Here is a 22,529-nt window from a genome sequence, read left to right on the forward strand (position 1 = left end):
CGCTACGCTCCTTCCTTCACCGCAAAACGCGCGTCGAGCCGGCTGTAACCCAGACCGACACCCTTGTGCACCCGCAACTGCACGGGAATACGCTCCTTCATCGCCTCGACGTGACTGATCACACCGATGGTCTTGCCGCTGGCGTTGAGGTTGTCCAGAGCATCGAGCGCCACCTCCAACGTCTCGCCGTCCAGAGTGCCAAAACCCTCGTCGAGAAACAGCGAGTCGATGCTGGTCTTGTGGCTGACCAGGTCCGACAGCGCCAATGCCAGCGCCAGGCTGACCAGGAAGCTCTCGCCACCAGACAGCGTGCGGCAGTCGCGCGCCACGTCAGCCTGCCAGGTGTCGCACACCTCCAGTTCGAGTTCACCGCTGCTCTTGCGCGCCAGTTGGTAGCGACCGTGCAGGCGTGCCAATTGGCGGTTGGCCAGGTGGATCAGATGGTCGAGGGTCAGGCCCTGGGCGAACTTGCGGAACTTGGCGCCGTCGGCCGAGCCGATCAGGCCGTTGAGCTGTTGCCACAAGGCCTGCTCAACGGCCTGCGTCTCGATCTCGGCAAACAGCGCCTGCTGACTGCTACGCCGCGCCTCATCGGCCTGCAGTTGGCCACGCAGCTCGCCAAGGCGTTCGCTGCAGGTGCGCAAGCGCGCCTGCACGGCCAGTAGTTGCTCATCCAGTTCGGCCAGGCTCAATGTGCTCAGCGCCTGCACGTGCAATTGCTGCCAGTGCGCCTCGGCAGCGGCAAGCAAGGTGCCGGCCTCACTCTGCGCCTGCTGCAGGCGCGCCTGCAGGGCGCTCAGGTGCTCGCGTTCGGCGTCATCGAGGCGCGCCGCGAGAAATGCCGCTTCATCGGCGAAGGGGCTGGCCGTCAGCGCCTGCAACCAGTGCCCGCCAGTCTCGTCCAGCCGCGCCTGCGTCTGCGCCAGTTGCGCCTGCAAGCTCTGCTCGCGCCCTTGCAGCTCGGCACCTTCGCGCTGCACCGCTGCCAGACGGCTGAGCGCTGAGTCCAGCGCCTGCGCCGGTTGCGCCTCCTGGTCCGGCTCGTCCAGCGTTGCGCTGCCGGCGGCCTGCCAGCGCTGCAGCCAATGTTCGGCCTGAGCCTGAGCTTCGCCAAGCAGGCGCTGAGCCTCACGCTGCTGCTCCTGTAGCTGCTGCGCCTGACTCAGGTCCTGCTGCCAGCTCTGCCAGGCAGACTGCTGCGCGGTCAGCCAGGCTTGTCCATCAGCCGGCAACACCTCGGCAAAACCATCCAGCGCCGCCAACAGCGCCTGTTCCTGAGCCTGTTGCGTGTGCAGCAATGCATCCAGTTGCTGCTGCTGATCGGCCTGCTGCGTCTGCAGCGTGCGACGCTCGCCCTGCGCCTGCAGGTGGCGTTTTTCCAGCGCCTCCAGCGCCTGCCTGGCCGCCTCACGGGCCACGCGCGCCTGGTCGAGTACGCGCTGCTGGCTGTCCAGCTCGGTCTGCCGCACCTGCAGCTCGGCCAACTGCGTTTCGTGTATCTGCTGTTGCTCGCGCACCGCGGCCGCGTCAGCCAGCTCGAACGCCTGCTCGGCTTGCAGTTGCTGCCACTGCACATCACGTTGTGCCAAATGCTCGCGGGCCTGATCGAGCTGCAATTGCAGCTGCTCGATCTGCGCACTGAGCTTGGCCTGCGCCTCACCCAGGCTGGAACCCTCGTTTTTCAGGCGCTCCAGTTGTTCACGGGCCAGCTGCAGCGCCTGCTGCGTCGCCGGGACATTCAGCGCCTGATATTCGCTGATCGCCGGATGCTCGTGGGAGCCGCACAGCGGGCAGGCGTCACCGGCCTGCAGCTGCTGGCGATAGACGTCCAGTGCCTGGATGCGCTGCTCCTGTTCGAGCAGTTTCTCCTTGTCGGCGATCTGTTCGCGCAGCGTCTTGTAGCGCTCGCGCAGCGCGACGATCTGTTCGTTGCGCTCGGTATGCAGCTGTTGCTGGCGGACCAGCTGCGGTTGCAGCGTGGCGATCTGCGCCAGCAGTTGCGCGCGCGCATCGGCCAGCTGCTGCAGGCGCTCCAGCCCACGCAGGCGCTGCTGCAGCGCTTGCCAACGCTGGCGCAAGCCGGCCTCACCGCCCTCGCCCAGCAGCGCCTGCAGAGCCTGTTGCTGCTGCACCTCGGCGGCCTGAGCGGCAGCGAGTTTTTCACCTGCGTCGTGGGTCTGGCGTTCGAGTTCGACGACCTCGTCCTGCACCCGCTGCAGTTGCTGCGCGGTGTTCTGCAGTCGCGTCTGCAGGCCGTGCTGCTCGGCCTGCAACTGGCTGCGCCGGTCGAACTGCGCCCTCCAGCCTCCCAGCAGCTCCCCCAGCTGTGCTCGCTGCGGCGCTTGATCGAGTTGCGCCTGCACACGCTGATGCTGCACAGCCAAATGTTGCAGCTGGGCCTGCCGCTGCAGCAGCGCCTGCCCGGCATAGCGGCTGGCCAGCCACAGCTGCTGCCCCTCGGCCTCGGCATTGCTCTGCAGTTGCTGCTGCAAGGCCTGCAGGCTGACGTCGGCCTGCTGGTGATCACGCTGCGCCTGCTGCATGCTCTGATACAACGGCTGCAAACGCGCGGCCGGCTCACTGGCAGCCAGGCGCTGCAAGTCAGCCGCTGCGGCGGCGGCCGTCTGCTGCGCCTGGTGCAAAGCCTGACGCGCCTGCTGCTGTTGCTGCTCGGCTTGCTGAAGGTCCTCGCGCCAACGGCGCTGCGCCAGCCATTGCTGCTGGCTGGCGAGCAGCGGCGCTTCCTCGTTACGCAAGCGCTCAATCTCGGCCTGCAGCTCGGCGCGCTGCGCCTCGTCCAGCAGCTCCATGCCCTGGGCACGACTTTTCAGCAGATTCAGCGCCTGCTCGGCGGCCTTGGTGCGCTCGTAAACCTGCTGGGAAATCTGCCCATACACCTCGGTGCCGGTCAGCTCTTCAAGCAGTTCGGCGCGCTGGTTGGCGTTGGCTTCGAGAAAGGCGGCAAAACCGCCCTGAGCCAGCAGCATGGACTTGGTGAAACGCTCGAAGTCCAGACCGGTCAGTTCAGCAGTCAGGCTTTCCTTCTCGCGGATCTTGTCGGTGAGGATTTCGCCGCCTTCGATCCGCGCCAGCTCGACCTTGGGCGCCTGCAGTGCACCGTCGACCTTGTCCCGCGCGCGGCGCTGGCTCCAGAAGGCACGATAGCCCTGCCCTTTCACCTCGAACTCGACCTCGGCCAGACAATCGGCGGTGTGCCGGGTCATCAGTTCGTTGCCGCTGGCCGACAGCGTGCTCATGCGCGGCGTGCGGTGATACAGGGCCAGGCAGATGGCGTCGAGCAGCGTGGTCTTGCCCGCGCCGGTCGGCCCGGTGATGGCGAACAGGCCACTACCGGCGAAGGGCTCGGCGGCGAAGTCGATCTTCCATTCGCCCTTGAGGGAATTGAGGTTCTTGAGGCGCAGGCTGAGGATTTTCATGCACAGGTCGTAAGCCGATGAAGGCCGTCATTCTGGCATTGTCCGCCGCGCCTTGCAGGCTCAGTCGCGGCAATAGCCCTCGCCGCTGCGCACGGTCAGGCAGTTCTGCTTGTCCAGCAGCCATTTCATGCCGGTGGCTTCGCCGTCGGTGGCACGGATGCTCTCCACCACACCGTCGCGCACGAAGACGATCTTCGCCCCCTGCGCACGCCCGACGAAACGCCGTGGACCATCGAGGTTGGCGATGGTCAGGCGATAATCGGCAGGCGCGCCGGTGATGTCCAGGTAGGTGCCCTCCGGCCCGTTCCAGCGACCCAGCCATTGCTCGGTCACCTTGGCGTCGTGCGCGCCGGAGGATTTGGCGCAGCCGGCTAGCAAGGCTACGGCCACAGCCGCGAGAATAAACGGTGCAGTTACTTGCATGACGCTCTCCACTGGAAGGGGTGTAGCGATTTCGACCGATACCGTTCATGGCCGGTTCAGGCCTGCACTCACAGTATCGCGATACGGTCGCGGCCACCGGCCTTGGCGCAGTACATCGCCTGGTCCGCACGCTCCATCAGGCTGTCCAGGCTCTCCCCCGGACGATATTCGGCGATGCCGAAGCTGGCGCTCTTGCGTTGCACGCGGTCGAAGGTGAAGCCGTTGATGCGTTGCTGCAGAGCCTGCATCGCCTGCTCCGCGTGGGCCGCATCGATCTCAGGCAGGATGATGAGAAACTCCTCGCCACCGAGCCGCCCGACCTTGTCCACCACACGCACGCCATCGCGCAGCAGACCGGCGAACTGACGCAGCACACTGTCGCCCACGGCATGGCCATGGGTGTCATTGACGCTCTTGAAGTGATCGATGTCGATCAGCACCACCGAGAACGGCGTGCCGTAGCGATTGGCCCGAGCGCCCTCCTCGACCAGAAAATGCAGGGTGCGCGAGCGATTCCACAGCCCGGTCAGGCTGTCGATGCTGGCGCTCAGGGCCAGGCTGTCCTGATGCAGGAACATGCGCTTGTGCGCCTTCTCCAGCAGAAAGGCGCTGAGCAGTCCGAAGGAGAACGACGCCAGGATCCAGATCAGATGCAGGCGCTGCATGCCGGGCATCAGCGACTGCTCCAGAGTGACCAGCAGGATCGCCGTGAGAGAAACCAGAGACGTGAGCATCGCGCGCTTGAGCGTCAGCCCGGATACGGCGAAGGTCCACATCAGGTTGAGGTAGATTTCCGGCGCGTAGAAGGCAAAGCGCGGCGAGCCGAAGTTGAAGTAGAGATTGGCCACTACCGAGATGATTGGAGCGGCCGACAGCAAACCCAGCATCAAGGGCTGCTGCCTTGGCTGGAAGCTAAGCAGCCCGATCGCCAGCAGCAGCCCAGGCACCAGCAACGCATGAACGATCAGCCGCGCGAAAGGCTGGTCGGCCTCGACATTCTGTTCGATGGCGGCATAGATCAGGTACAGCCCGGTTGTAAGAAACGCCACGTAGCGGATCTGTGCAATCTTCGCCTGCAAATACCAGCAGGCGAAGGCTTGCCGAGTCGCTTCGGGCACTCCATGCAAAGGGTCAAGCGCTGGCCGCAAGGCATTGAACAACGGCACTTTCACTCCCCTGTCGAAAAGCCACTATTGCACAGCATAGAACGCTATTCGCGCCCGATGCGATGCGGATCGCAACCCTGGCCCTGCTTCACAGCACGGCAGCGAGATTGCTCCGCGCCTGCGCCTCGTAACGTGCTCTGAAATGATCCGTGCTGTAGAGAGTCGGTCGTGCAAGAAATGACTTGAGCACAGAGCGCCGCTTCATTCGATACACGAAGCCCGGCACCCAGGCGTACTCGGCACGTACCTGGGCGTCGTACTCGGCGAAACGTTCTGGCGCAGCCCCGAGAATCGCCAGGTCTATATCCACCAGTAACTGCTCATCCGGCTCGCTGGGCGTCGCGTCATGCCGAGTGACCATGATCAGTTTCTCGACCCGCGCCAACGTCACCTGACTGGCCTTACAGCTCGCAAGCACCCGGCACGCCCAATCCGCGCTCTGGCGCTCGTTGTCCTTGCCGCGCACGTCGTAGACGGCGTCATGGAACCAGAGCGCGATGGCCACCTCCCCCGGTCGCTGCGCCAAATGCCGTGACTGCTCGAAATGCGCCAGGCATTCAGCTAGATGCTGCAGCGAGTGGTAGTGCCGCTGCGGTTGCTCGTAGGCACCAACCAGCTGCTCGAACAGACCTGCCGGAGGCTGTAGGTCGAGATCTGACCAGGCGTTAACCCAGGATGTTTCGAGGATGATCATGCTCAATTGCCTGACACTGGAGTTAAGCCACTGGCGAATGGTATCGGCGTCGATGAGAGGTTAGCCCGCCTCATTGCGAAGCGGGCATGCGGCGTGACGCCTGCGGCCCTCGCAGAGCACTCGACAGTACTCTCGATCAGAACGTATAGCGCACGGAAGCGTTGAGATCGGCTCGCCAGACATCGTCGATTCGATAGGGTTTGATCTCGGTTTCACCAAGATTGCCGAAGCGGCTATCACCGGTTTCAAAACCGCCGGTATAGGTGGCCAGTAAATCCAGCCCCAACTCGGTATTCGTCGTGACGCGGTGACGCAGGCCAACGCCGACCTGGGCTGCCCAGTTGCGCTTCGTTTCCTCAGCCAGCTCGGACAGGTACTCACCACCAGGTCGATTATGCTCCTCCACGTCGGCCAGCTTGTTGTAAGCCACGCCGACACCGCCACTCAGGCGCAACGCTGTCGCCTTCGACAGTGCGAGATCGTAGGCCACGTTGCCCATCACGATATTGCTGGTGGCCTTGCCTTTGTATGAAGAGGCGACGCCCAGCATGGGGAAATCCGCGTTCCAGCTGACGTCGCCCCGCGAGTGCTGGTAACTGACGAAAACCGACCACGCCGAATCGAAGCGGTAGCCAACGTGACCACCGAGCCCGGTCGTGCGCTTGAACTTCACCTCATCGACAACACCGCCACCCGCGAACGGTGCACCACCATCCTTCGTATCGGACGAGCCATAAGCCTTGCCGGTCAGCACATCCACACCGGCAAAGAAGCCGCCGTCTTGCCGCGCTTTCAAAGAGAAATCAGCCGCCCCTGATTCAGCCCACGCCGCAACTGGAGAAAACACGCCGACGAGAGAAACCAGCAGCCATGATTGATTGCGCATACCACCCCCTTCCTGAAGCTTCCTTTAAGGCCTGCTATCAAGATAGTAGTGATGAACTGATGTGCACCAATGAAAGCAGAAGAACTAGGCAACAAGTGGGCAAATGTAGCGAACCTCTTGAAAACAGCTACCACCCAGTTCGAACTGCTGCGGAGGTACATCATCTGCCCCAAACCCGACTGACCGATAGAAACGGATTGCCCGCTCATTCTCTGGCAAGACCCACAGGCTACATACGCTGTAACCCCGCTCGGACAGAATGCCCCGGGTCCGCTGCCACAGTTGGCGACCAACGCCCGCAGACCAACTGGTCGGTGCGACATAGATAGCCCAGACCTCCGCCTGAGAAGGTTTTGCATCCTGGTCCCTGCACTCGCCAAAAGCTACCCAACCGAGGACATCGCCGTTGTCCTTGGCGACGAGCAGATCCGGCAGCCCAGATTCGACGACAGCCCTCCACATGGCCTCTCGCTGAGAGGCCGATAGCGAGGCTAAATAATCCGCAGGCAGGATTCGGGCGTAAGCCGAACGCCACGCATCAACATGAATCTCTGCTATTGCACGAACGTCCGAAAGGGTGGCTCGATCAATGTTCATTAAGGTCTACGGAGAGTGAAAGGATAAAAGGAGCAGGTTTATTCTCCGATTGGAAGTACGCCCCAATGTGCCCATTGTTTTCCGAAAAGGGGACCGAAAAGGGGACAAATTTATTTTTAGCCTGATAGCGCTGTGCCATAAATAAATCTACCCCTTTTTTCGCTGCGCGAACTACAGAATGGCCAGGGCGGCAAAGCCCAACACAGGCCGGATATACGAATGCAACCGCGCTGACGACAAGTGCAAAAGCAAAGCTTTGCTCACTACTTGTGGGGAGAGTCCATATACACGAGTTAGGTGTGCGTTTACGCCGAGCATATTTTCTGAAGGCTTTTCCATTGCATTTTTTCGTGCCACCGAAACCAAAGACAAATGACAATAGCACCGGTACACGCTACTGCAAAAGCAAGAAAACCATACCAATTAAACTGTACTAACCAGAAGGCTCTATAAGTTTCTAGCCCTTTGTCAGAGATGATCATGATTATGGCTGTATAGACCATGTATATGAGCCATAAACTGCCACCTAGCCCACAAATGACAATGCCATAGAAGACCAAGTTACTGCTGGTGTTTGCCTGGGCAGGTTTTGCGGGCTCTTCCATGAGTGCACCTGATGTTTGAGCTGAGCGGCGGACGACGGCCCCTTAAGCGGAGGGTTAGACCTGCTTTCGGTAGAGCGCTAGAGAGCCGGCCAATGCGAGAAGGGCACCACCACAAACTCTCTCCAACCAGAGTGCACCCTTTGCCCGAAGCACCTTCATTGCCTGGGCTCCGGCGCATGCATAGCCGAGCATGACGGCGAAGTCGATGCTTGCGAAGGTGACCGCGAATGCCAAGTACTGCGGCCACTGGGGCTCCGAGGGCACAATGAACTGCGGCAGGAATGCGGAAAAGAAGAGGTATCCCTTTGGATTCGTGACTGCGACGAGCAGGCTACGGAGGAAGACGGTGCGCCGACTGGGCGCAAAGCCCCCACTCTCTTCTGATGGAAGTGCAAGTGAACCGGTGGATCGCAACAGGCGCAGGCCCAGATAGGCCAAGTACGCAACACCAACCCACTTGACGACCGAGAACCAGAATTCCGAGGCGGCGAGCAAGGCGCCGAGGCCAAGCGCCACGGCTCCGATGAGGAGGAAGTCGGACAACACCGCGCCGACCATGCCAGGAACCGACGCTCGGACGCCAAGGCGGGAGCCGTTCGTAAGCGCCAGCAACACCGTGGGGCCGGGCGTTGCGATGCCGATGAACGCGACGATGGCGAAGAGGAGGAGAGTTTCGGTCATGTGGCAGGCCTAACAGTGATTAGGTGGAGACAGCACTAATCCGATAGTAGAGTCTTCCGTATAACTCCGCACCCTCCTCATCCTCGCCCTGAAAAACTCTTTCAAATAATGCTATTACCAGCCAATTACTGATACTGCCGAGGTCAACGCCTTTCTCTGATGGTTGGCAATTGGGCGCCGGTTAGTGATATCTGCGCAGTTCAGAGTCTGCTAGGCCGACAGAGATTATCGCGAGCGCCATTCCCGGATTGCATCCGGGCTACAGGGTCTGTGCCGCTAAGCCTTGGGCAGCGCCTCCAGCACCTGCCGATACAAACCCTGCAGGCGCCGGGCATCCTCTTCTTCAAATGTCTCTTGCTGCAGGCGGCGGGCGAAGACGTCTTCCACGCTCAGCTCGTCCAGCGTTTCCCGTGCTTCGCTGGCCAGGCTGGCTGCCACATTGCCACGCTCGCGGCGGATGCGCAGCACTTCCACGGGGCGCCCTTCGCACAGAGTGTTGATGCGGCTTTGCAGATCGCTCAGGTAGTCGTCGCTGCTCACCTGTACTTCCAGCCAGACGGGCCGTTCGGGCGTGCCCTGGCTGGCGATGCCTGCGATGGCATCGGCCAGTTCCTTGAGCGAACCGCGCAGGCTGGCCATGGGCTGGAACACCGGCACGGCCAGCGGCGTGATCGATTGCAACGCACTATCAGCGAACTCCAGCAGCAGCACCTCCTTCTGCTGGCGCGCTTCGTCGAAGGACAGGGCAATGGGCGAGCCGCTGTAGCGGATGTGCTCCAGGCCGCCGACCTTCTGCGGGCGATGGATATGACCCAGGGCGATGTAATCGGCTGGGGGGAAGGCACTGGTGGGGAAGGCTTCCAGGCTGCCGACGTAGATCTCGCGCACCGATTCGCTGGCACTGGCACCAACGGTGGTCAAGTGGCCGGTGGCGATGATCGGCAGCGCCTGGCCCAACGCCTCGCGCTTGCCCAGCGCCAGCTCGTACAAGGCCTGGTAATGCTCGGCGATGGCCTGCTGTAGTGATTGTTGCTTGTCCTGCGCGCTCTGCCCGGCCTGACTGGCCAGCACATCGCGCGGGCGAATGAAGGGGATGGCACAGAGGATGGCGCCGGGCTGGCCGGCGCGATCATTGAGCAGCAGCACCTGTTCGGCGAGGTCGAGCCCCACGCCCGGCACCACCTGGGTGCCCAGTTGCGCCAGCAGGCTGCGGCTCTCGCCGAGCATGGCCGGCGAGTCGTGGTTGCCGCCGAGCACGATCAGAGCGCAACCGGCATCGCGCAGTTCGACCACCAGGCGGTAATACTGCTCACGGGCATAGCTGGGCGGTGCGCCGGTGTCGAATACATCACCGGCGATCAGTAGCATGTCCACCTGGTGCGTGCGTACCTGCTCCAGCAGCCAGGCGCAGAAGGCCTGGTGCTCGGCCTGGCGGGTCTTGCCCATGAAGTGCTGGCCCAGGTGCCAGTCGGAGCTGTGCAGGACGCGCAGGCTCATAGCGGCCAGTCCTGTACGACGACATGGGTCTTGACCCGCTGCATCTGCGGGAAGGCTTCGATGGCTGCGCGCACCTCGCTCAGGCGCGCCATGCTCGGCGCCTCGACCAGTACCAGCATGTCGGTCTCGCCGCTGATGCCGCTGCAATGGCGGATTTCCGGGTATTCGCGCATGCGCTCGACGTAATCCTGGCAACGGGCGTTCCGGTAGAAGAGCTCGAGGTAAGCCCTGACTCCGCCCTCGCCCGGCACCGCAACCTGGGCGTGATAGCCGCGAATCACCCCGCTCTCTTCCAGATGGCGAATCCGCTCGCTGACCGCCGAACGGGAAAGATTGACCTCACGGGCGATCTGGCTGACGGAGGTGCGCGCATCGCTGCGCAGCAGGGCGAGGATCTGACGATCAAACTTGTCCACGGGGCTTCTCGGGGCGGCAATCAGGTTGACGGTGGAAACCGCCATTTCGTCGGCAAAAGGCGGCAGCCTGTAATCGGGCGGCGCTCTACCATGGCGGCATCTGAAAAGTGACGAGCATACCCCATGAGTCGATTGAACAAGGAATTGGGCCTGCTGCAGGGTGTCGCCCTGCTCAGCACCTCGCTGCTCGGCACTGGCATCTTCGTGGTGCCGGCACTGGCCGCCACCGCCGCAGGCCAGGCGTCGCTATGGGCCTGGATGATCCTGATTGCCCTGGTGCTGCCGGTGGCCTTCACCTTCGCCCAACTGGGCAAGCGCTTCCCCCACGCCGGCGGCGCGCCGCATCTGATCGGCCGCGCCTTTGGCCTGCGCATGGAAGGCGTCAGCGCCCTGTTGTTTCTCGCCGTACTGCCGGTCGGCTTGCCCGCTGCGCTGCATATCGCCAGCGGCTTCTGGCTGGCGCTGTTCGATCTCGACCGGGCCGGGCTGCTGGCCATCGAACTGGCCACGCTAGGCGCCATCCTCCTGCTCGGCCAGCGCCCGCCAAAGGCGTCAGGCCTGCTGCAGGGCCTGATCGCCGTGTCCATCGTATCCAGCGTGGCGCTGATCTGGTGGATGGGTGATCTGCCGCGCGCCAGCCAGCCCCTGCTGCCGGCCATGGACGGCCAATGGCACCTGTTGCCGACTGCGCTGGGGGTGATGTTCTGGTGCTTCGTCGGTATCGAAGCCTTCACCCATCTGGGCGAGGAGTTCAAACACCCGGAGCGGGACTTTCCCCTGGCGCTGCTGCTCGGCGTACTGCTGGCCGGCCTGGTGTACTGGGCCTGTTCCGTAGCGGTGCTGAGTTTCGCCACCTACGGCGACGTACACAGCGACACCACCGCCCTGCCCCGCCTGTTCGAGCAATTGCTGGGCGAGCGGGCGCGAGTGCTGGTGGCGGTGCTCGGCTATCTGGCCTGCTTCGCCTCGATGAACGTGTACATCCAGGGTTTCGCCCGGCTGATCTGGAGCCTGGCCGAGGAAGGCCGCCTGCCCACTGCCCTGGCCGTACGCAACCGCCAGGGCGTGCCCGGCAAGGCCTTGCTGCTGGTGGTGATCAGTTGCGCGCTGTGCGCCGTGCTGTCGGCCACCATGAATCTGTCGGTGGACGACCTGATCCGCTACGCCAACGGCAACTTCGTGCTGATCTACCTGCTCAGCATGGCCGCAGGCTGGGTGTTGCTGCGCGGCGTCTGGCGTCTGCTGGCCGGGCTCAGCGCGCTGCTCTGTGCAGCGGTGCTGGCCATGCTGGGCAGCGATGCACTGTATGCCGTGGTGCTACTCGCCGCCTTGCTGCTGTTCAGCCATCTGCGCGCCAGGCACAAGGCGCTGGCGTAGGGTGAATGACGCTCTTTTCATCCACCATCACGCAAGGCGCTGTCGGTGGACGGGTGAAGCGTCGTCCACCCTACGCCTGTCCACCGTGTTGCTAGCGGCCAGCCACGCTGCAGATGACCTCGGGGCACATGGGGTTCTATCCTTAGGCTGAATTCGCCGAAAGGAAGCCCCATGCGCCGCGTACTCAATGACCTGAAAATCATGATCCTGGCCAACCTGTGGATAGTCCCGGTGGTGGCTGGCCTGGTCTGGGCGCTGTTCCAGTTCGTCGCGCCGCCACCGCCGATGAGCGCCAGCATGGTCACCGGCGCCCAGGGTGGCGCCTACCAGCAGTTCGCCGAGCGCCTGAAGGAAGAACTGGCCAAGGAGGGTTTCGAGCTGACTCTGGTGCCGTCGTCCGGCTCGCGCGACAACCTGCAGCGCCTGCTGGCCAAGGACCCGGAAGTGCAGATCGCCCTGGTGCAGAGCGGCCTGGAGCGCCAGCTGGCGCCCGAGCAGCGGCACCAGCTGGAAAGCCTGGGGGCGATCTATCAGGAACCACTGTGGCTGTTCTACCGCCGTGACGTCAGCCTGGATCGCATCGCCGATCTGCTGCCGCTGCGCCTCGGCCTCGGCGGCGAAGGCAGCGGCACCCGCGCCGCCAGTGATGCCATCCTCGGCGCCAACGCCATCTCGCCGGAGCAATATCCACCGAGCTGGCAGAGCCTCGGCGGTGGCAAGGCAGCCCGCGCGCTGATGGCCGGCGAACTGGACGCGGCCTTCTTCGTCGGCCCGGCGGAAAATACCCTGGTGCAGCAACTGGCGGCCAACCCGGATATCGCCCTGGCGCACTTTCGCCGCGCGGCGGCCTACGAAGCGCGCCTGCCGTTCTTCAATCAGGTGACCGTCGGCGAGGGCCTGCTCGACCTGGCCAGCAACGCCCCGGATCGCGACATCGTCACTCTGGCGCCGGTGGCCACTCTGGTGGTCAACGAAGACTTCAACCCCGGCCTGGTGCCGTTGTTTCTCGAAGCCAGCCGCGAAGTGATGCGCGACGGCACCCTGCTCGACGCTGCCGGCACCTTCCCCAGCGCCGAGCCGCGCACCTTCGAACTGCACAAGGATGCCGTGCACTACTATGAAAAGGGCCTGCCGATCCTGCAGCGCTACCTGCCGTTTCGCATCGCCTCGCTGGCCGACCGCTACATCATCCTGCTGATCCCTTTGATCGTGGTGATGATCCCGCTGTTCAAGGCGGTCGGGCCGATCTACCAGTGGCGCATCCGCGCGCGCATCTACCGCTGGTACAAGTACCTGCGTGAAGTCGATCGCAAACTGCACGCTGGCTCACTGCCAGCCGAACTCGACAGTGAAATCGAGCGCCTGGAACACCTGGAACAGGAGTTGGCCGCCGTGGAAGTGCCGCTGTCGTACTCCAACCAGCTGTACGAGCTGCACCTGCACGTGCGCTATGTGATCGAGCGGTTGCGCGCACTGCAGCAGCGCCGCCAATCCTAGGGGGGACATCGCTGTTCATGTCCACCGATGCGCAGGTTCTGATGCCGACGCGGTGGATAAATCCAGCCTACGCAACCAGAACAGCTATCGCGGCTGAAGCCGCTCCTACAAGACGTCTCCCTGTAGGAGCGGCTTCAGCCGCGAAAGCTCTGGCTTTGTAGCTCGCGACGACCTCCAGGGGCTTCAGCCGCGATCTGCTGCATCCCCTTCAGCGATGCATCCGCACCAGAATCCACGACCCGCTTCGGGTAAACTGCGCCCCTGTTTGAATTTGCCCATCGAGACCGCCATGCCGATCCGTCACTGCATCGTCCACCTGATCGACAAGAAGCCCGACGGCAGCCCTGCCGTACTGCACGCCCGCGACAGCGAGCTGGCCACCTCGCAAGCCATGGAAAACCTGCTGGCCGACCTCAACGAGAGTTACAACGCCAAGCAGGGCAAGGCCTGGGGCCTGTTCCACGAGGAGTCCGGCGCCTACCCGTTCAGCGGCTGGCTCAAGGCCTACCTCGACGGCGAGCAGGACTTCACCGCCTTCAGCCGCCAGGCCGTCGAGCACCTGCAGAAGCTGATGGAGGAATCCAACCTCTCCACCGGCGGCCACGTGCTGCTGGCCCACTACCAGCAAGGCATGACCGACTACCTGGCCATCGCCCTGCTGCACCACAGCGAAGGCGTGGCAGTGACCGACGCGCTGGACGTAACCCCGGCCAAGCACCTGGATCTTGGCCAATTGCACCTGGCCGCGCGCATCAATATCAGCGAGTGGCAGAACAACAAGCAGTCCAAGCAATACATCTCCTTCATCAAGGGCAAGAACGGCAAGAAGGTCTCGGACTACTTCCGCGACTTCATCGGCTGCCAGGAAGGCGTCGACGGTCCGGGCGAAACCCGTACCCTGCTCAAGGCGTTCAGCGACTTCGTCGAAAGCGAAGACCTGCCCGAAGAACAGGCCCGCGAAAAGACCAAGACCCTGGTCGGCTACGCCACCAGCCAAGCCAAGATGGGCGAGCCGATCACCCTCGACGAGCTGTCCGGGCTGATCGACGAAGACCGCCCGCGCGCCTTCTACGAGCACATCCGCAACAAGGACTACGGCATGGCCCCGGAATTTCCGGCGGACAAGCGCACCCTCAACCAGTTCCAGCGCTTCACCGGGCGTGCCGAAGGCCTGTCGATCAGCTTCGAAGCGCACCTGCTGGGCTCGAAGGTCGAGTATGACGAGGGCCGCGACATGCTGATCATCCGCCAGCTGCCGACCCAGCTGAAGGATCAGCTCAAGCGCCGTCAGGACTGAGATGAACGCGCGCCTGGCGGATGAGGTGCTCGACGCCTGCCTGTGCCAGCGCGAAGCCCCGCTGACTGGCGACCCGGCGCGCACCTTCGGCCTCGACAAGCACCCAGCCAAGGCTCGCCTGGAGCAGCTCAAGCCCTGGCTGCTGGAGCAGCAGACGCGGCTCTGGGCCAACCGGCGCCAGGCCGTGCTGCTGGTGCTGCAAGGGCCTGACTGCAGTGGCAAGGACGGTGTGATCCGCCGGGTACTGAGCGCCTGCAACCCACAGGGCCTGAGCATTCACAGCTTCCAGGTGCCGAGCGCGCGGGAGCGCCAGGCACACTTCCTCGAACGCTATCGCCAGCGCCTGCCGGCGCCAGGCATGCTCGGGGTGTTCAATCGCAGCCACTACGAAGCGCTGATCAGCGACCCGCTGGACGGGCTCTGTGGCGAGGACGCACTGCCCGAACGCCTGGCCGACGTGCTGGCCTTCGAGCGGCAGCTGCCGGCGCAGGGCATCCACATCCTCAAGTGCTACCTGCAGATCGACAAGGCCGAGCAGTACCGGCGCCTGGTCGATCGCCTGGAAAAACCGGAAAAGCGCTGGAAGCTCAAGAGCAGCGACCTGCGCTCACATCGCCAGTTCGACGAGCGTCAGCGCCGCTGGAGCGAGCTGCTGAGCACCAGCCACCACGCCGACGCGCCCTGGTACGTGATCCCCGCGCACAAGCGCTGGCTGCGCGACCTGCTGCTGGCCAGCCTGTTGGCCCGCGAGCTGGAGCGTTTGCAACTGCGGTGGCCGGATCAGCCGGCACCCTTTACTCTGCAACAACTGACGGCCGCCACCACGCACAAGGACGTGTTGCCATGAAGAAGATCCTGCTGATTCTCGCTGCCCTGGCCTTGTGGCAAAACTGGGACAAACTCGACCGCTGGCTCAACCCGCCACAGGCCGGCAACGCCAGTGGCGAGATCGTCCTCTACGCCACCAGTTGGTGCGGCTATTGCGCCAAGACCCGCGAACTGTTCGCCGAGGACGGCATCGCCTACCGCGAAGTGGATATCGAGAAGGACAGCGCCGGTCGTGCCACTTACCAGGCCCTGGGCGGGCGCGGCATACCGGTGATCGACATGCGCGGGCAGGTCATCCACGGTTATGACGTGCGCGCCATCCGTGCAGCCTACTGACGTATCAATCTGAAGCGTCGCCCTCGCGCCGCCACTGCCGCGGGCTGACGCCGAACCAGCGGCGAAACGCGCGGGAGAATGCGCTGGCCTCGGAGTATCCGAGCAGCGGCGCCAGGGCGGTGATCGGCAGTTGCTGCTGGCTCAGGTAATGGGTCGCCAGCTCGCAACGCAGCTTGTCCACCACCGTCGAGAAGCTCAGCCCCTGCTCACGCAGGCGTCGCTGCAAGGACCAGCTGGTCATGCCCATCTGTTCGGCCACGCCTTCCAGTGTCGGCTCGCCTGAGAGCAACTGCTGACGAATCTGCGCACGGGTGTCGTCGGCAATATCCTGCTCGCTGCGCATGCTCTGCTGACTGAGCTGCCGCAGCGAATCCTGCATCACCAGCAACAGCACCGGATCGTGCTCCGGCATCGCCCGGTTCAGGCCGCGCTTGGGGATCAGCAGAGAATTGAATGGCTGCTCGAAATAAACCGGCGCATCGAACACTTTGCAGTGCTCATGCCAGTGCTCCGGGCGTGGATGCTCGAAGTGCACCGCCCGCGGCGCCCATTGGCTACCCAGTACGTGGCGGATCAGATTGAGCGCCATGCCCAGGGTCAACTCGGCGTCCTGACGGCGGCTGAGAATCGCGCCGTGGCGAATCTGATAATCGAAGCGGTAACACTCGCCCGCATCGACCAGGCGAATCAGGCTGTTGCGCTGATGCAGCGGAAAGGCACGGGCGAAGTTGATCAGCGCCTGTTCCAACGTCGCCGAACACAAGCCGATATAGCCCAGCAGACCAAGCGCCTGCGGCCTGAACTGCTGCCCGTAGTAAAGGCCGAAGTTATCGCAGCCGGACTGACGCGCCGCTTCCTCCAGCACCTGACAGTAGTTCGGTAACGCCAGGCTCAGGGTCGGATGACGCAGCAATTCGGGATCGATGCCCGACACACCGAGGATGCGGTCAGCGTCGCCGCCATGCTTCTCGATGAAACCGCATAGCCCGCTGGCGGCTGCAGCCAACACGCCGGCATTGCTCGGCGCGCCCTGCTGGGAAGACAAACCTGTGGGCTGGGCAGTAAGGGAACTCATCGATGCCTCCTCGGTGACAAGCCTGCAAAAGAAGCAAGAAACACACCGGGCACCGAAAGCGATCATCGAACGCACACCAGGCCTCGCTCCAGAGCCCCCAAGAGCAAACCCCACTGGCCGATCACGCCCCAAAACGAGTCATATGGAAACACTCGCACCCGAACAGGGCGGTGGAATTTATCCCTTTACGACACGTTCATCCCCGAAGGCCGAAACTTGACTGCAGACGACAGCCGCTCAGCTGTAGCGTCAAGTTCATCACATGAAATCGTTTCATGATCGTGGTGAGTGCTCCTTGCACAGCCCTCGCTGCACATAACTACAACAACCGTCGTTACGGAGAGACTCCTCATGATTTATGCCAAACCCGGTACCGCAGGCGCCGTCGTCACCCTCAAGCCGCGCTACGGCAACTACATCGGCGGCGAGTTCGTCGCCCCGCTCAGTGGCCAGTACTTCAGCAACACCAGCCCGGTCGATGGCTCGGTGATCGCCGAATTCCCCCGTTCCAACGCCGCCGACATCGACAAGGCGCTGGACGCCGCGCATGCCGCCGCCGACGCCTGGGGTCGCACCAGCGTGCAGGAGCGCTCGCATATCCTGCTGAAGATCGCCGACCGCATCGAAGCCAACCTCGAGCTGCTGGCCGTCGCTGAGACCTGGGATAACGGCAAGGCTGTGCGCGAAACCCTCAACGCCGACGTACCGCTGGCCGCTGATCACTTCCGTTATTTCGCCGGCTGCATCCGCGCCCAGGAAGGCAGCACCGCCGAAATCAACGACGGCACCGTGGCCTACCACTTCCACGAACCGCTGGGCGTGGTCGGGCAGATCATCCCGTGGAACTTCCCGCTGCTGATGGCCGCCTGGAAACTCGCCCCGGCCCTGGCTGCCGGCAATGCCATTGTGCTCAAACCGGCCGAGCAGACCCCGCTGTCGATCACCCTGCTGGCGGAAATCATCGGCGACCTGCTGCCGCCGGGCGTGCTCAATATCGTCCAGGGCTTCGGTCGTGAGGCCGGCGAAGCGCTGGCCACCAGCAAGCGCATCGCCAAGATCGCCTTCACCGGCTCCACCCCGGTCGGCTCGCACATCCTCAAGTGCGCCGCCGAGAACATCATCCCGAGCACCGTCGAGCTGGGCGGCAAATCGCCGAACATCTTCTTCGCCGACATCATGAACGCCGAGCCGGCCTTCATCGAGAAAGCCGCCGAAGGTCTGGTGCTGGGCTTCTTCAACCAGGGCGAGGTGTGCACCTGCCCGTCGCGCGCACTGGTGCAGGAGTCGATCTACGACGCCTTCATGGTCGAGGTGATGAAGAAGGTCAAGCAGATCAAGCGTGGCGACCCGCTGGACACCGAGACCATGGTCGGCGCCCAGGCCTCGCAGCAGCAGTTCGACAAGATCCTCAGCTACCTGGAGATCGCCCAGCAGGAAGGCGCGCAGGTGCTGACCGGCGGTGGCGTAGAGAAACTCGAAGGCGACCTGGCCAGCGGTTACTACATCCAGCCGACCCTGCTCAAGGGCAGCAACAAGATGCGCGTGTTCCAGGAAGAGATCTTCGGCCCGGTGATCGGCGTGACCACCTTCAAGGACGAAGCCGAAGCCCTGGCCATTGCCAACGACACCGAGTTCGGCCTGGGTGCCGGCGTGTGGAGCCGCGACATGAACGTGGCCTACCGCATGGGCCGTGCGATCAAGGCCGGGCGCGTATGGACCAACTGCTACCACCTGTACCCGGCGCACGCTGCCTTCGGCGGCTACAAGAAGTCCGGGGTCGGGCGCGAAACCCACAAGATGATGCTCGATCACTACCAGCAGACCAAGAACCTGCTGGTCAGCTACGACATCAATCCGCTGGGCTTCTTTTGATCTGCCATTCCCTCGACACGATCACCCCGTGGCCAGGCCACGGGGTGTGAAGGAGTTTTCCCCATGAGCAAAGAAACCCTCACCACGCAGGCCTCGGCAGGCGGTGTGGAAACGGAAGCGGTCAGCGCCGACTACTTCGCCAACCGCCAGTTGAAGCAAGGCGCCGCCGGCTGGATCCTGCTGATCGGCCTCGGCGTGGCCTACGTGATTTCCGGCGACTACGCCGGCTGGAACTTCGGCCTGGCCCAGGGCGGCTGGGGCGGCATGTTCGTCGCCACGCTGCTGATGGCCACCATGTATCTGTGCATGTGCTTCTCGCTGGCCGAACTGTCTTCGATGATCCCCACCGCCGGCGGCGGCTACGGTTTCACCCGCACCGCCTTCGGCCCCTGGGGCGGCTTCCTCACCGGCACGGCGATCCTCATCGAGTACGCCATCGCCCCGGCAGCCATCGCCTGCTTCATCGGCGCCTACTGCGAGTCGCTGTTCGGCATCGGTGGCTGGGTCATCTACCTGATCTTCTACGTGGTGTTCATCAGCATCCACATCCTCGGTGCCGGCGAGGCGCTGAAGCTGATGTTCGTCATCACCGCCGTGGCGGCCATCGCCCTGGGCGTGTTCATCGTTGCGATGGTGCCGCACTTCGACGCCGCCAACCTGTTCGACATTCCCGCCAGCGAAGCCACCGGCGCCAGTGCCTTCCTGCCGTTCGGCTACCTCGGCATCTGGGCCGCCCTGCCCTACGCCATCTGGTTCTTCCTGGCGGTCGAAGGCGTGCCGCTGGCCGCCGAGGAAACCAAGAATCCCAAGCGTGACCTGCCCCGCGGCCTGATCGGCGCCATGCTGGTGCTGCTGGCCTTCGCCGGGCTGATTCTGCTGGTCGGTCCGGGCGGCGCCGGTGCCCAGGCGCTGATGGCCTCGGGCAACCCGCTGGTCGAGGCACTGGAAAAGGTCTACGGCGGATCCACCTGGATGAGCCAGTTCGTCAACCTGGTCGGTCTGGCCGGGCTGATCGCCAGCTTCTTCTCGATCATCTACGCCTATTCGCGGCAGATCTTCGCCCTGTCGCGCGCCGGCTACCTGCCACGCAGCCTGTCGCTGACCAACCGCAACAAGGCGCCGGTGTTGGCACTGATCGTGCCTGGGATTATCGGCTTTGGCTTGTCCTTGAGCGGCCAGGGCGACCTGCTGATTCTGGTGGCGGTGTTCGGTGCGACCATCTCCTACGTGATGATGATGGCCGCCCACGTGACCCTGCGTATCCGTCGCCCGGACATGCCGCGACCGTACCGCACGCCCGGTGGTGTACTGACCTCCTCGGTGGCGCTGGTGCTGGCGGCGGTGGCACTGGTCGCGGGTTTCCTGGTCGACCCACGGGTCGTGATCGGCGCTGCGCTCATCTACGCTCTGTTCATTGCCTATTTCGCCTTGTACAGCCGCCACCACCTGGTGTCCGGCACACCGGAGGAAGAGTTCGCCGCCATCCAGGCCGCCGAACGCTCCCTGCGCTGAAATACCCAAGCGGTCGCCTTGCGGCGACCGCGACAGGAGGAACGACATGGCAAGTTTCACCCACAGCATCGGCAACATGACCTGGCGCTTCGACAGCCTGCGCGAGCTGATGGCCAAGGCCACCCCGGCGCGCTCCGGCGACTACCTGGCCGGGGTTGCCGCCAGCAGCGACGCCGAGCGGGCGGCCGCGCAGATGACCCTGGCCGAGGTGCCGCTCAAGCACTTCTTGCAGGAAGCGCTGATCCCCTACGAGAGCGACGAAGTCACCCGCCTGATCATCGACAGCCATGACGTCCAGGCCTTCGCCCCGGTCAGCCACCTCACGGTGGGCGGATTTCGCGACTGGCTGCTCAGTGATGTCGCCGACGAAGCCAACCTCACGGCGCTGGCCCCCGGCCTGACACCGGAGATGGTCGCGGCGGTGTCGAAGATCATGCGCATTCAGGACCTGGTGCTGGTGGCGCAGAAGACCCGCGTGGTCACCCGTTTTCGCAACACCCAGGGCCTGCGCGGACGCATGTCCACCCGCCTGCAGCCCAACCACCCGACCGACGACCCGGCCGGCATCGCTGCCAGCGTGGTCGACGGCCTGCTCTATGGCAACGGCGATGCCATGATTGGCATCAACCCGGCCACCGACAGCATGAGCGCGGTGTGCACCCTGCTGGAGATGCTCGACGCCGTCATCCAGCGCTACGAGATTCCCACCCAGTCCTGCGTGCTGACTCACGTCACCAGCTCGATCGCCGCCATCGAACGCGGCGCGCCGCTGGATCTGGTGTTCCAGTCCATTGCCGGCACCGAGGCGGCCAACGCCAGCTTCGGTGTCAGCCTCAAGGTGCTGCAGGAAGGCTACGAGGCCGGTCTGAGCCTCAAGCGCGGCACCCTCGGCAACAACCTGATGTACTTCGAGACCGGCCAGGGCAGCGCGCTGTCGGCCAACGCCAACCATGGCGTCGACCAGCAGACCTGCGAGACCCGCGCCTATGCCGTGGCCCGCCGTTTCAACCCGTTTCTGGTCAATACCGTGGTCGGCTTCATCGGCCCGGAGTACCTGTACAACGGCAAGCAGATCATCCGCGCCGGGCTGGAGGATCACTTCTGCGGCAAGCTGCTCGGCGTGCCGATGGGCTGCGACATCTGCTACACCAACCATGCCGAGGCCGACCAGGACGACATGGACATGCTGCTGACCCTGCTCGGCGCCGCCGGCATCAACTTCATCATGGGCATTCCCGGCTCCGACGACGTGATGCTCAACTACCAGACCACCTCGTTCCATGACGCGCTCTACGCGCGCAAGGTGCTCGGCCTGCACGCTGCGCCCGAGTTCGAGGCCTGGCTGGCGCGCATGGGCATCTTCCAGCAACAGGGCGGACAGCTGCGCATGGGCAAGGAACTGCCACCGGCATTTCGCCAGGCTCTGGCCCAGTTGGCCTGATCATTCGAGGTTGTCATGAGCGAAAAGTCCCCCGCTACCGAAAACCCCTGGCAGCAACTGCGCCAGCTGACACCGGCGCGCATTGCCCTGGGTCGGGCCGGCACCAGCCTGCCGACCGCCGCGCAACTGGACTTCCAGTTCGCCCACGCCCAGGCGCGTGACGCCGTACACCTGCCGTTCGACCACGCGGCCCTGCGCGAGGCGCTGTACGAGCGTCAATTGCCGACCCTGCTGCTGCACAGCGCCGCCGCCGACCGCCACACCTACCTGCAACGCCCGGATCTGGGCCGGCGCCTGCATGAAGATGCCGCGCAACTGCTCGACGAATACGCCGAAGAGCACGGCCGGGGCTACGACCTGGCCATCGTCATCGCCGACGGCCTGTCATCCCTGGCCGTACAAAAGCACAGCCTGCCCTTTCTCGAACGCCTGCTGGAGCAGGTGCAGGCAGAAGGCTGGTCGCTGGCCCCCATCACCCTGGTGGAACAGGGACGGGTGGCGGTGGCCGATGAAGTGGGGCAACGCCTGGGGGCGAAGATGACGGTGATCCTGATTGGCGAACGTCCTGGCCTCAGCTCGCCGGACAGCCTCGGCCTGTACTTCACCTATGGGCCGAAGGTCGGCCTCAACGATGCCTACCGCAACTGCATCTCCAACGTGCGTCTGGAGGGCCTGAGCTATGGCATGGCCACCTTCCGCCTGATGTACCTGATGCGTGAGGCCTGCCGCCGGCAACTGTCCGGCGTCGACCTCAAGGACGAAGCCGAAGTGCCGACGCTGGACAACGCCGGGCCGGGCAATTTCCTGTTGCCGGACAAGCGTTGAGACGGTTGGTCAGCGCCTACGGTACGCGCCTGGGTGGATGAAAAAAGCGTCATCCACCCTACGCACT

The 22,529-nt window shown here is 63.8% G+C and carries 19 protein-coding genes; 9 read left to right on the top strand and 10 right to left on the bottom strand.

All coding sequences use genetic code 11. The features are described from left to right. Positions 1-2: 2 nt before the first annotated feature. The 9 genes from ACN8M7_RS23080 to ACN8M7_RS23120 form a co-directional block, all read right to left on the bottom strand. Positions 3-3,437 (bottom strand): SbcC/MukB-like Walker B domain-containing protein, encoded by a 3,435-nt coding sequence (locus ACN8M7_RS23080; RefSeq protein WP_490262283.1) that lies wholly within the window; start codon positions 3,435-3,437, stop codon positions 3-5. 60 nt (positions 3,438-3,497) lie between these two features. Beyond that, positions 3,498-3,860 (bottom strand): hypothetical protein, encoded by a 363-nt coding sequence (locus ACN8M7_RS23085; RefSeq protein WP_490262284.1) that lies wholly within the window; start codon positions 3,858-3,860, stop codon positions 3,498-3,500. 68 nt (positions 3,861-3,928) lie between these two features. Further along, entirely contained in the window at positions 3,929-4,909 is a 981-nt protein-coding gene (locus ACN8M7_RS23090) for a GGDEF domain-containing protein (protein ID WP_490262285.1), read from the bottom strand. 205 nt (positions 4,910-5,114) lie between these two features. Further along, positions 5,115-5,720, bottom strand: a complete 606-nt coding sequence (locus tag ACN8M7_RS23095) for an HD domain-containing protein (protein WP_490262286.1) — start codon at positions 5,718-5,720, stop codon at positions 5,115-5,117. A 136-nt stretch (positions 5,721-5,856) separates the two neighbouring features. Then, positions 5,857-6,606 (bottom strand): outer membrane protein, encoded by a 750-nt coding sequence (locus ACN8M7_RS23100; protein WP_061241103.1) that lies wholly within the window; start codon positions 6,604-6,606, stop codon positions 5,857-5,859. An 84-nt stretch (positions 6,607-6,690) separates the two neighbouring features. Next, positions 6,691-7,203, bottom strand: a complete 513-nt coding sequence (locus tag ACN8M7_RS23105; RefSeq protein ID WP_490262287.1) for a GNAT family N-acetyltransferase — start codon at positions 7,201-7,203, stop codon at positions 6,691-6,693. A 659-nt stretch (positions 7,204-7,862) separates the two neighbouring features. Continuing rightward, a complete protein-coding gene (locus ACN8M7_RS23110) occupies positions 7,863-8,489 on the bottom strand; it encodes a LysE family translocator (RefSeq protein WP_490262288.1) in 627 nt (208 codons plus the stop codon). A 276-nt stretch (positions 8,490-8,765) separates the two neighbouring features. Next, a complete protein-coding gene (gene sbcD, locus ACN8M7_RS23115; protein ID WP_490262289.1) occupies positions 8,766-9,986 on the bottom strand; it encodes an exonuclease subunit SbcD in 1,221 nt (406 codons plus the stop codon). After that, entirely contained in the window at positions 9,983-10,402 is a 420-nt protein-coding gene (locus ACN8M7_RS23120) for an Lrp/AsnC family transcriptional regulator (protein ID WP_490262290.1), read from the bottom strand. Before ACN8M7_RS23120 ends, sbcD begins: the two co-directional genes overlap by 4 nt. Before the next feature lie 123 nt (positions 10,403-10,525). Between ACN8M7_RS23120 and yjeH the strand changes: the two genes are divergently transcribed. The 5 genes from yjeH (at position 10,526) to ACN8M7_RS23145 (ending at position 15,737) form a co-directional block, all read left to right on the top strand. Then, positions 10,526-11,779: an L-methionine/branched-chain amino acid transporter gene (gene yjeH, locus ACN8M7_RS23125; protein WP_490262291.1), complete on the top strand. Its 1,254-nt coding sequence runs from the start codon at positions 10,526-10,528 to the stop codon at positions 11,777-11,779. Positions 11,780-11,950: 171 nt separating this feature from the next. After that, positions 11,951-13,276, top strand: coding sequence for a TAXI family TRAP transporter solute-binding subunit (locus tag ACN8M7_RS23130; RefSeq protein ID WP_490262292.1), 1,326 nt, complete (start codon positions 11,951-11,953; stop codon positions 13,274-13,276). 289 nt (positions 13,277-13,565) lie between these two features. Continuing rightward, a complete protein-coding gene (gene yejK, locus ACN8M7_RS23135; protein ID WP_490262293.1) occupies positions 13,566-14,573 on the top strand; it encodes a nucleoid-associated protein YejK in 1,008 nt (335 codons plus the stop codon). Position 14,574: 1 nt separating this feature from the next. After that, entirely contained in the window at positions 14,575-15,420 is an 846-nt protein-coding gene (locus tag ACN8M7_RS23140) for a polyphosphate kinase 2 family protein (protein WP_490262294.1), read from the top strand. Continuing rightward, positions 15,417-15,737 (top strand): glutaredoxin family protein, encoded by a 321-nt coding sequence (locus ACN8M7_RS23145; protein WP_061241094.1) that lies wholly within the window; start codon positions 15,417-15,419, stop codon positions 15,735-15,737. The genes ACN8M7_RS23140 and ACN8M7_RS23145 overlap by 4 nt, the downstream gene beginning before the upstream one ends. Positions 15,738-15,741: 4 nt before the next feature. Here ACN8M7_RS23145 and qhpR read toward each other — a convergent pair whose 3' ends face one another. After that, the gene (gene qhpR, locus ACN8M7_RS23150; protein WP_061241093.1) at positions 15,742-16,812 is read right to left on the bottom strand and encodes an AraC-like transcriptional regulator QhpR; all 1,071 of its coding nucleotides are present in this window, start codon (positions 16,810-16,812) and stop codon (positions 15,742-15,744) included. A gap of 351 nt (positions 16,813-17,163) precedes the next feature. On the opposite strand from qhpR, the gene exaC reads away from it, so the two are divergent. The 4 genes from exaC to eutC all read left to right on the top strand — a co-directional run bounded on the left by exaC (position 17,164) and on the right by eutC (position 22,462). Further along, positions 17,164-18,684, top strand: a complete 1,521-nt coding sequence (gene exaC, locus ACN8M7_RS23155) for an acetaldehyde dehydrogenase ExaC (protein WP_490262295.1) — start codon at positions 17,164-17,166, stop codon at positions 18,682-18,684. Positions 18,685-18,747: 63 nt separating this feature from the next. Then, the gene (eat, locus tag ACN8M7_RS23160) at positions 18,748-20,196 is read left to right on the top strand and encodes an ethanolamine permease (protein ID WP_061241091.1); all 1,449 of its coding nucleotides are present in this window, start codon (positions 18,748-18,750) and stop codon (positions 20,194-20,196) included. Between the two features lie 46 nt (positions 20,197-20,242). Further along, positions 20,243-21,637 (top strand): ethanolamine ammonia-lyase subunit EutB, encoded by a 1,395-nt coding sequence (locus ACN8M7_RS23165; protein ID WP_490262296.1) that lies wholly within the window; start codon positions 20,243-20,245, stop codon positions 21,635-21,637. Between the two features lie 15 nt (positions 21,638-21,652). After that, positions 21,653-22,462: an ethanolamine ammonia-lyase subunit EutC gene (eutC, locus tag ACN8M7_RS23170; RefSeq protein ID WP_490262297.1), complete on the top strand. Its 810-nt coding sequence runs from the start codon at positions 21,653-21,655 to the stop codon at positions 22,460-22,462. Positions 22,463-22,529: the final 67 nt, after the last annotated feature.

This window comes from Pseudomonas spartinae, assembly GCF_965197125.1.
In the GTDB taxonomy this organism is placed as follows: domain Bacteria; phylum Pseudomonadota; class Gammaproteobacteria; order Pseudomonadales; family Pseudomonadaceae; genus Aquipseudomonas; species Aquipseudomonas composti_A.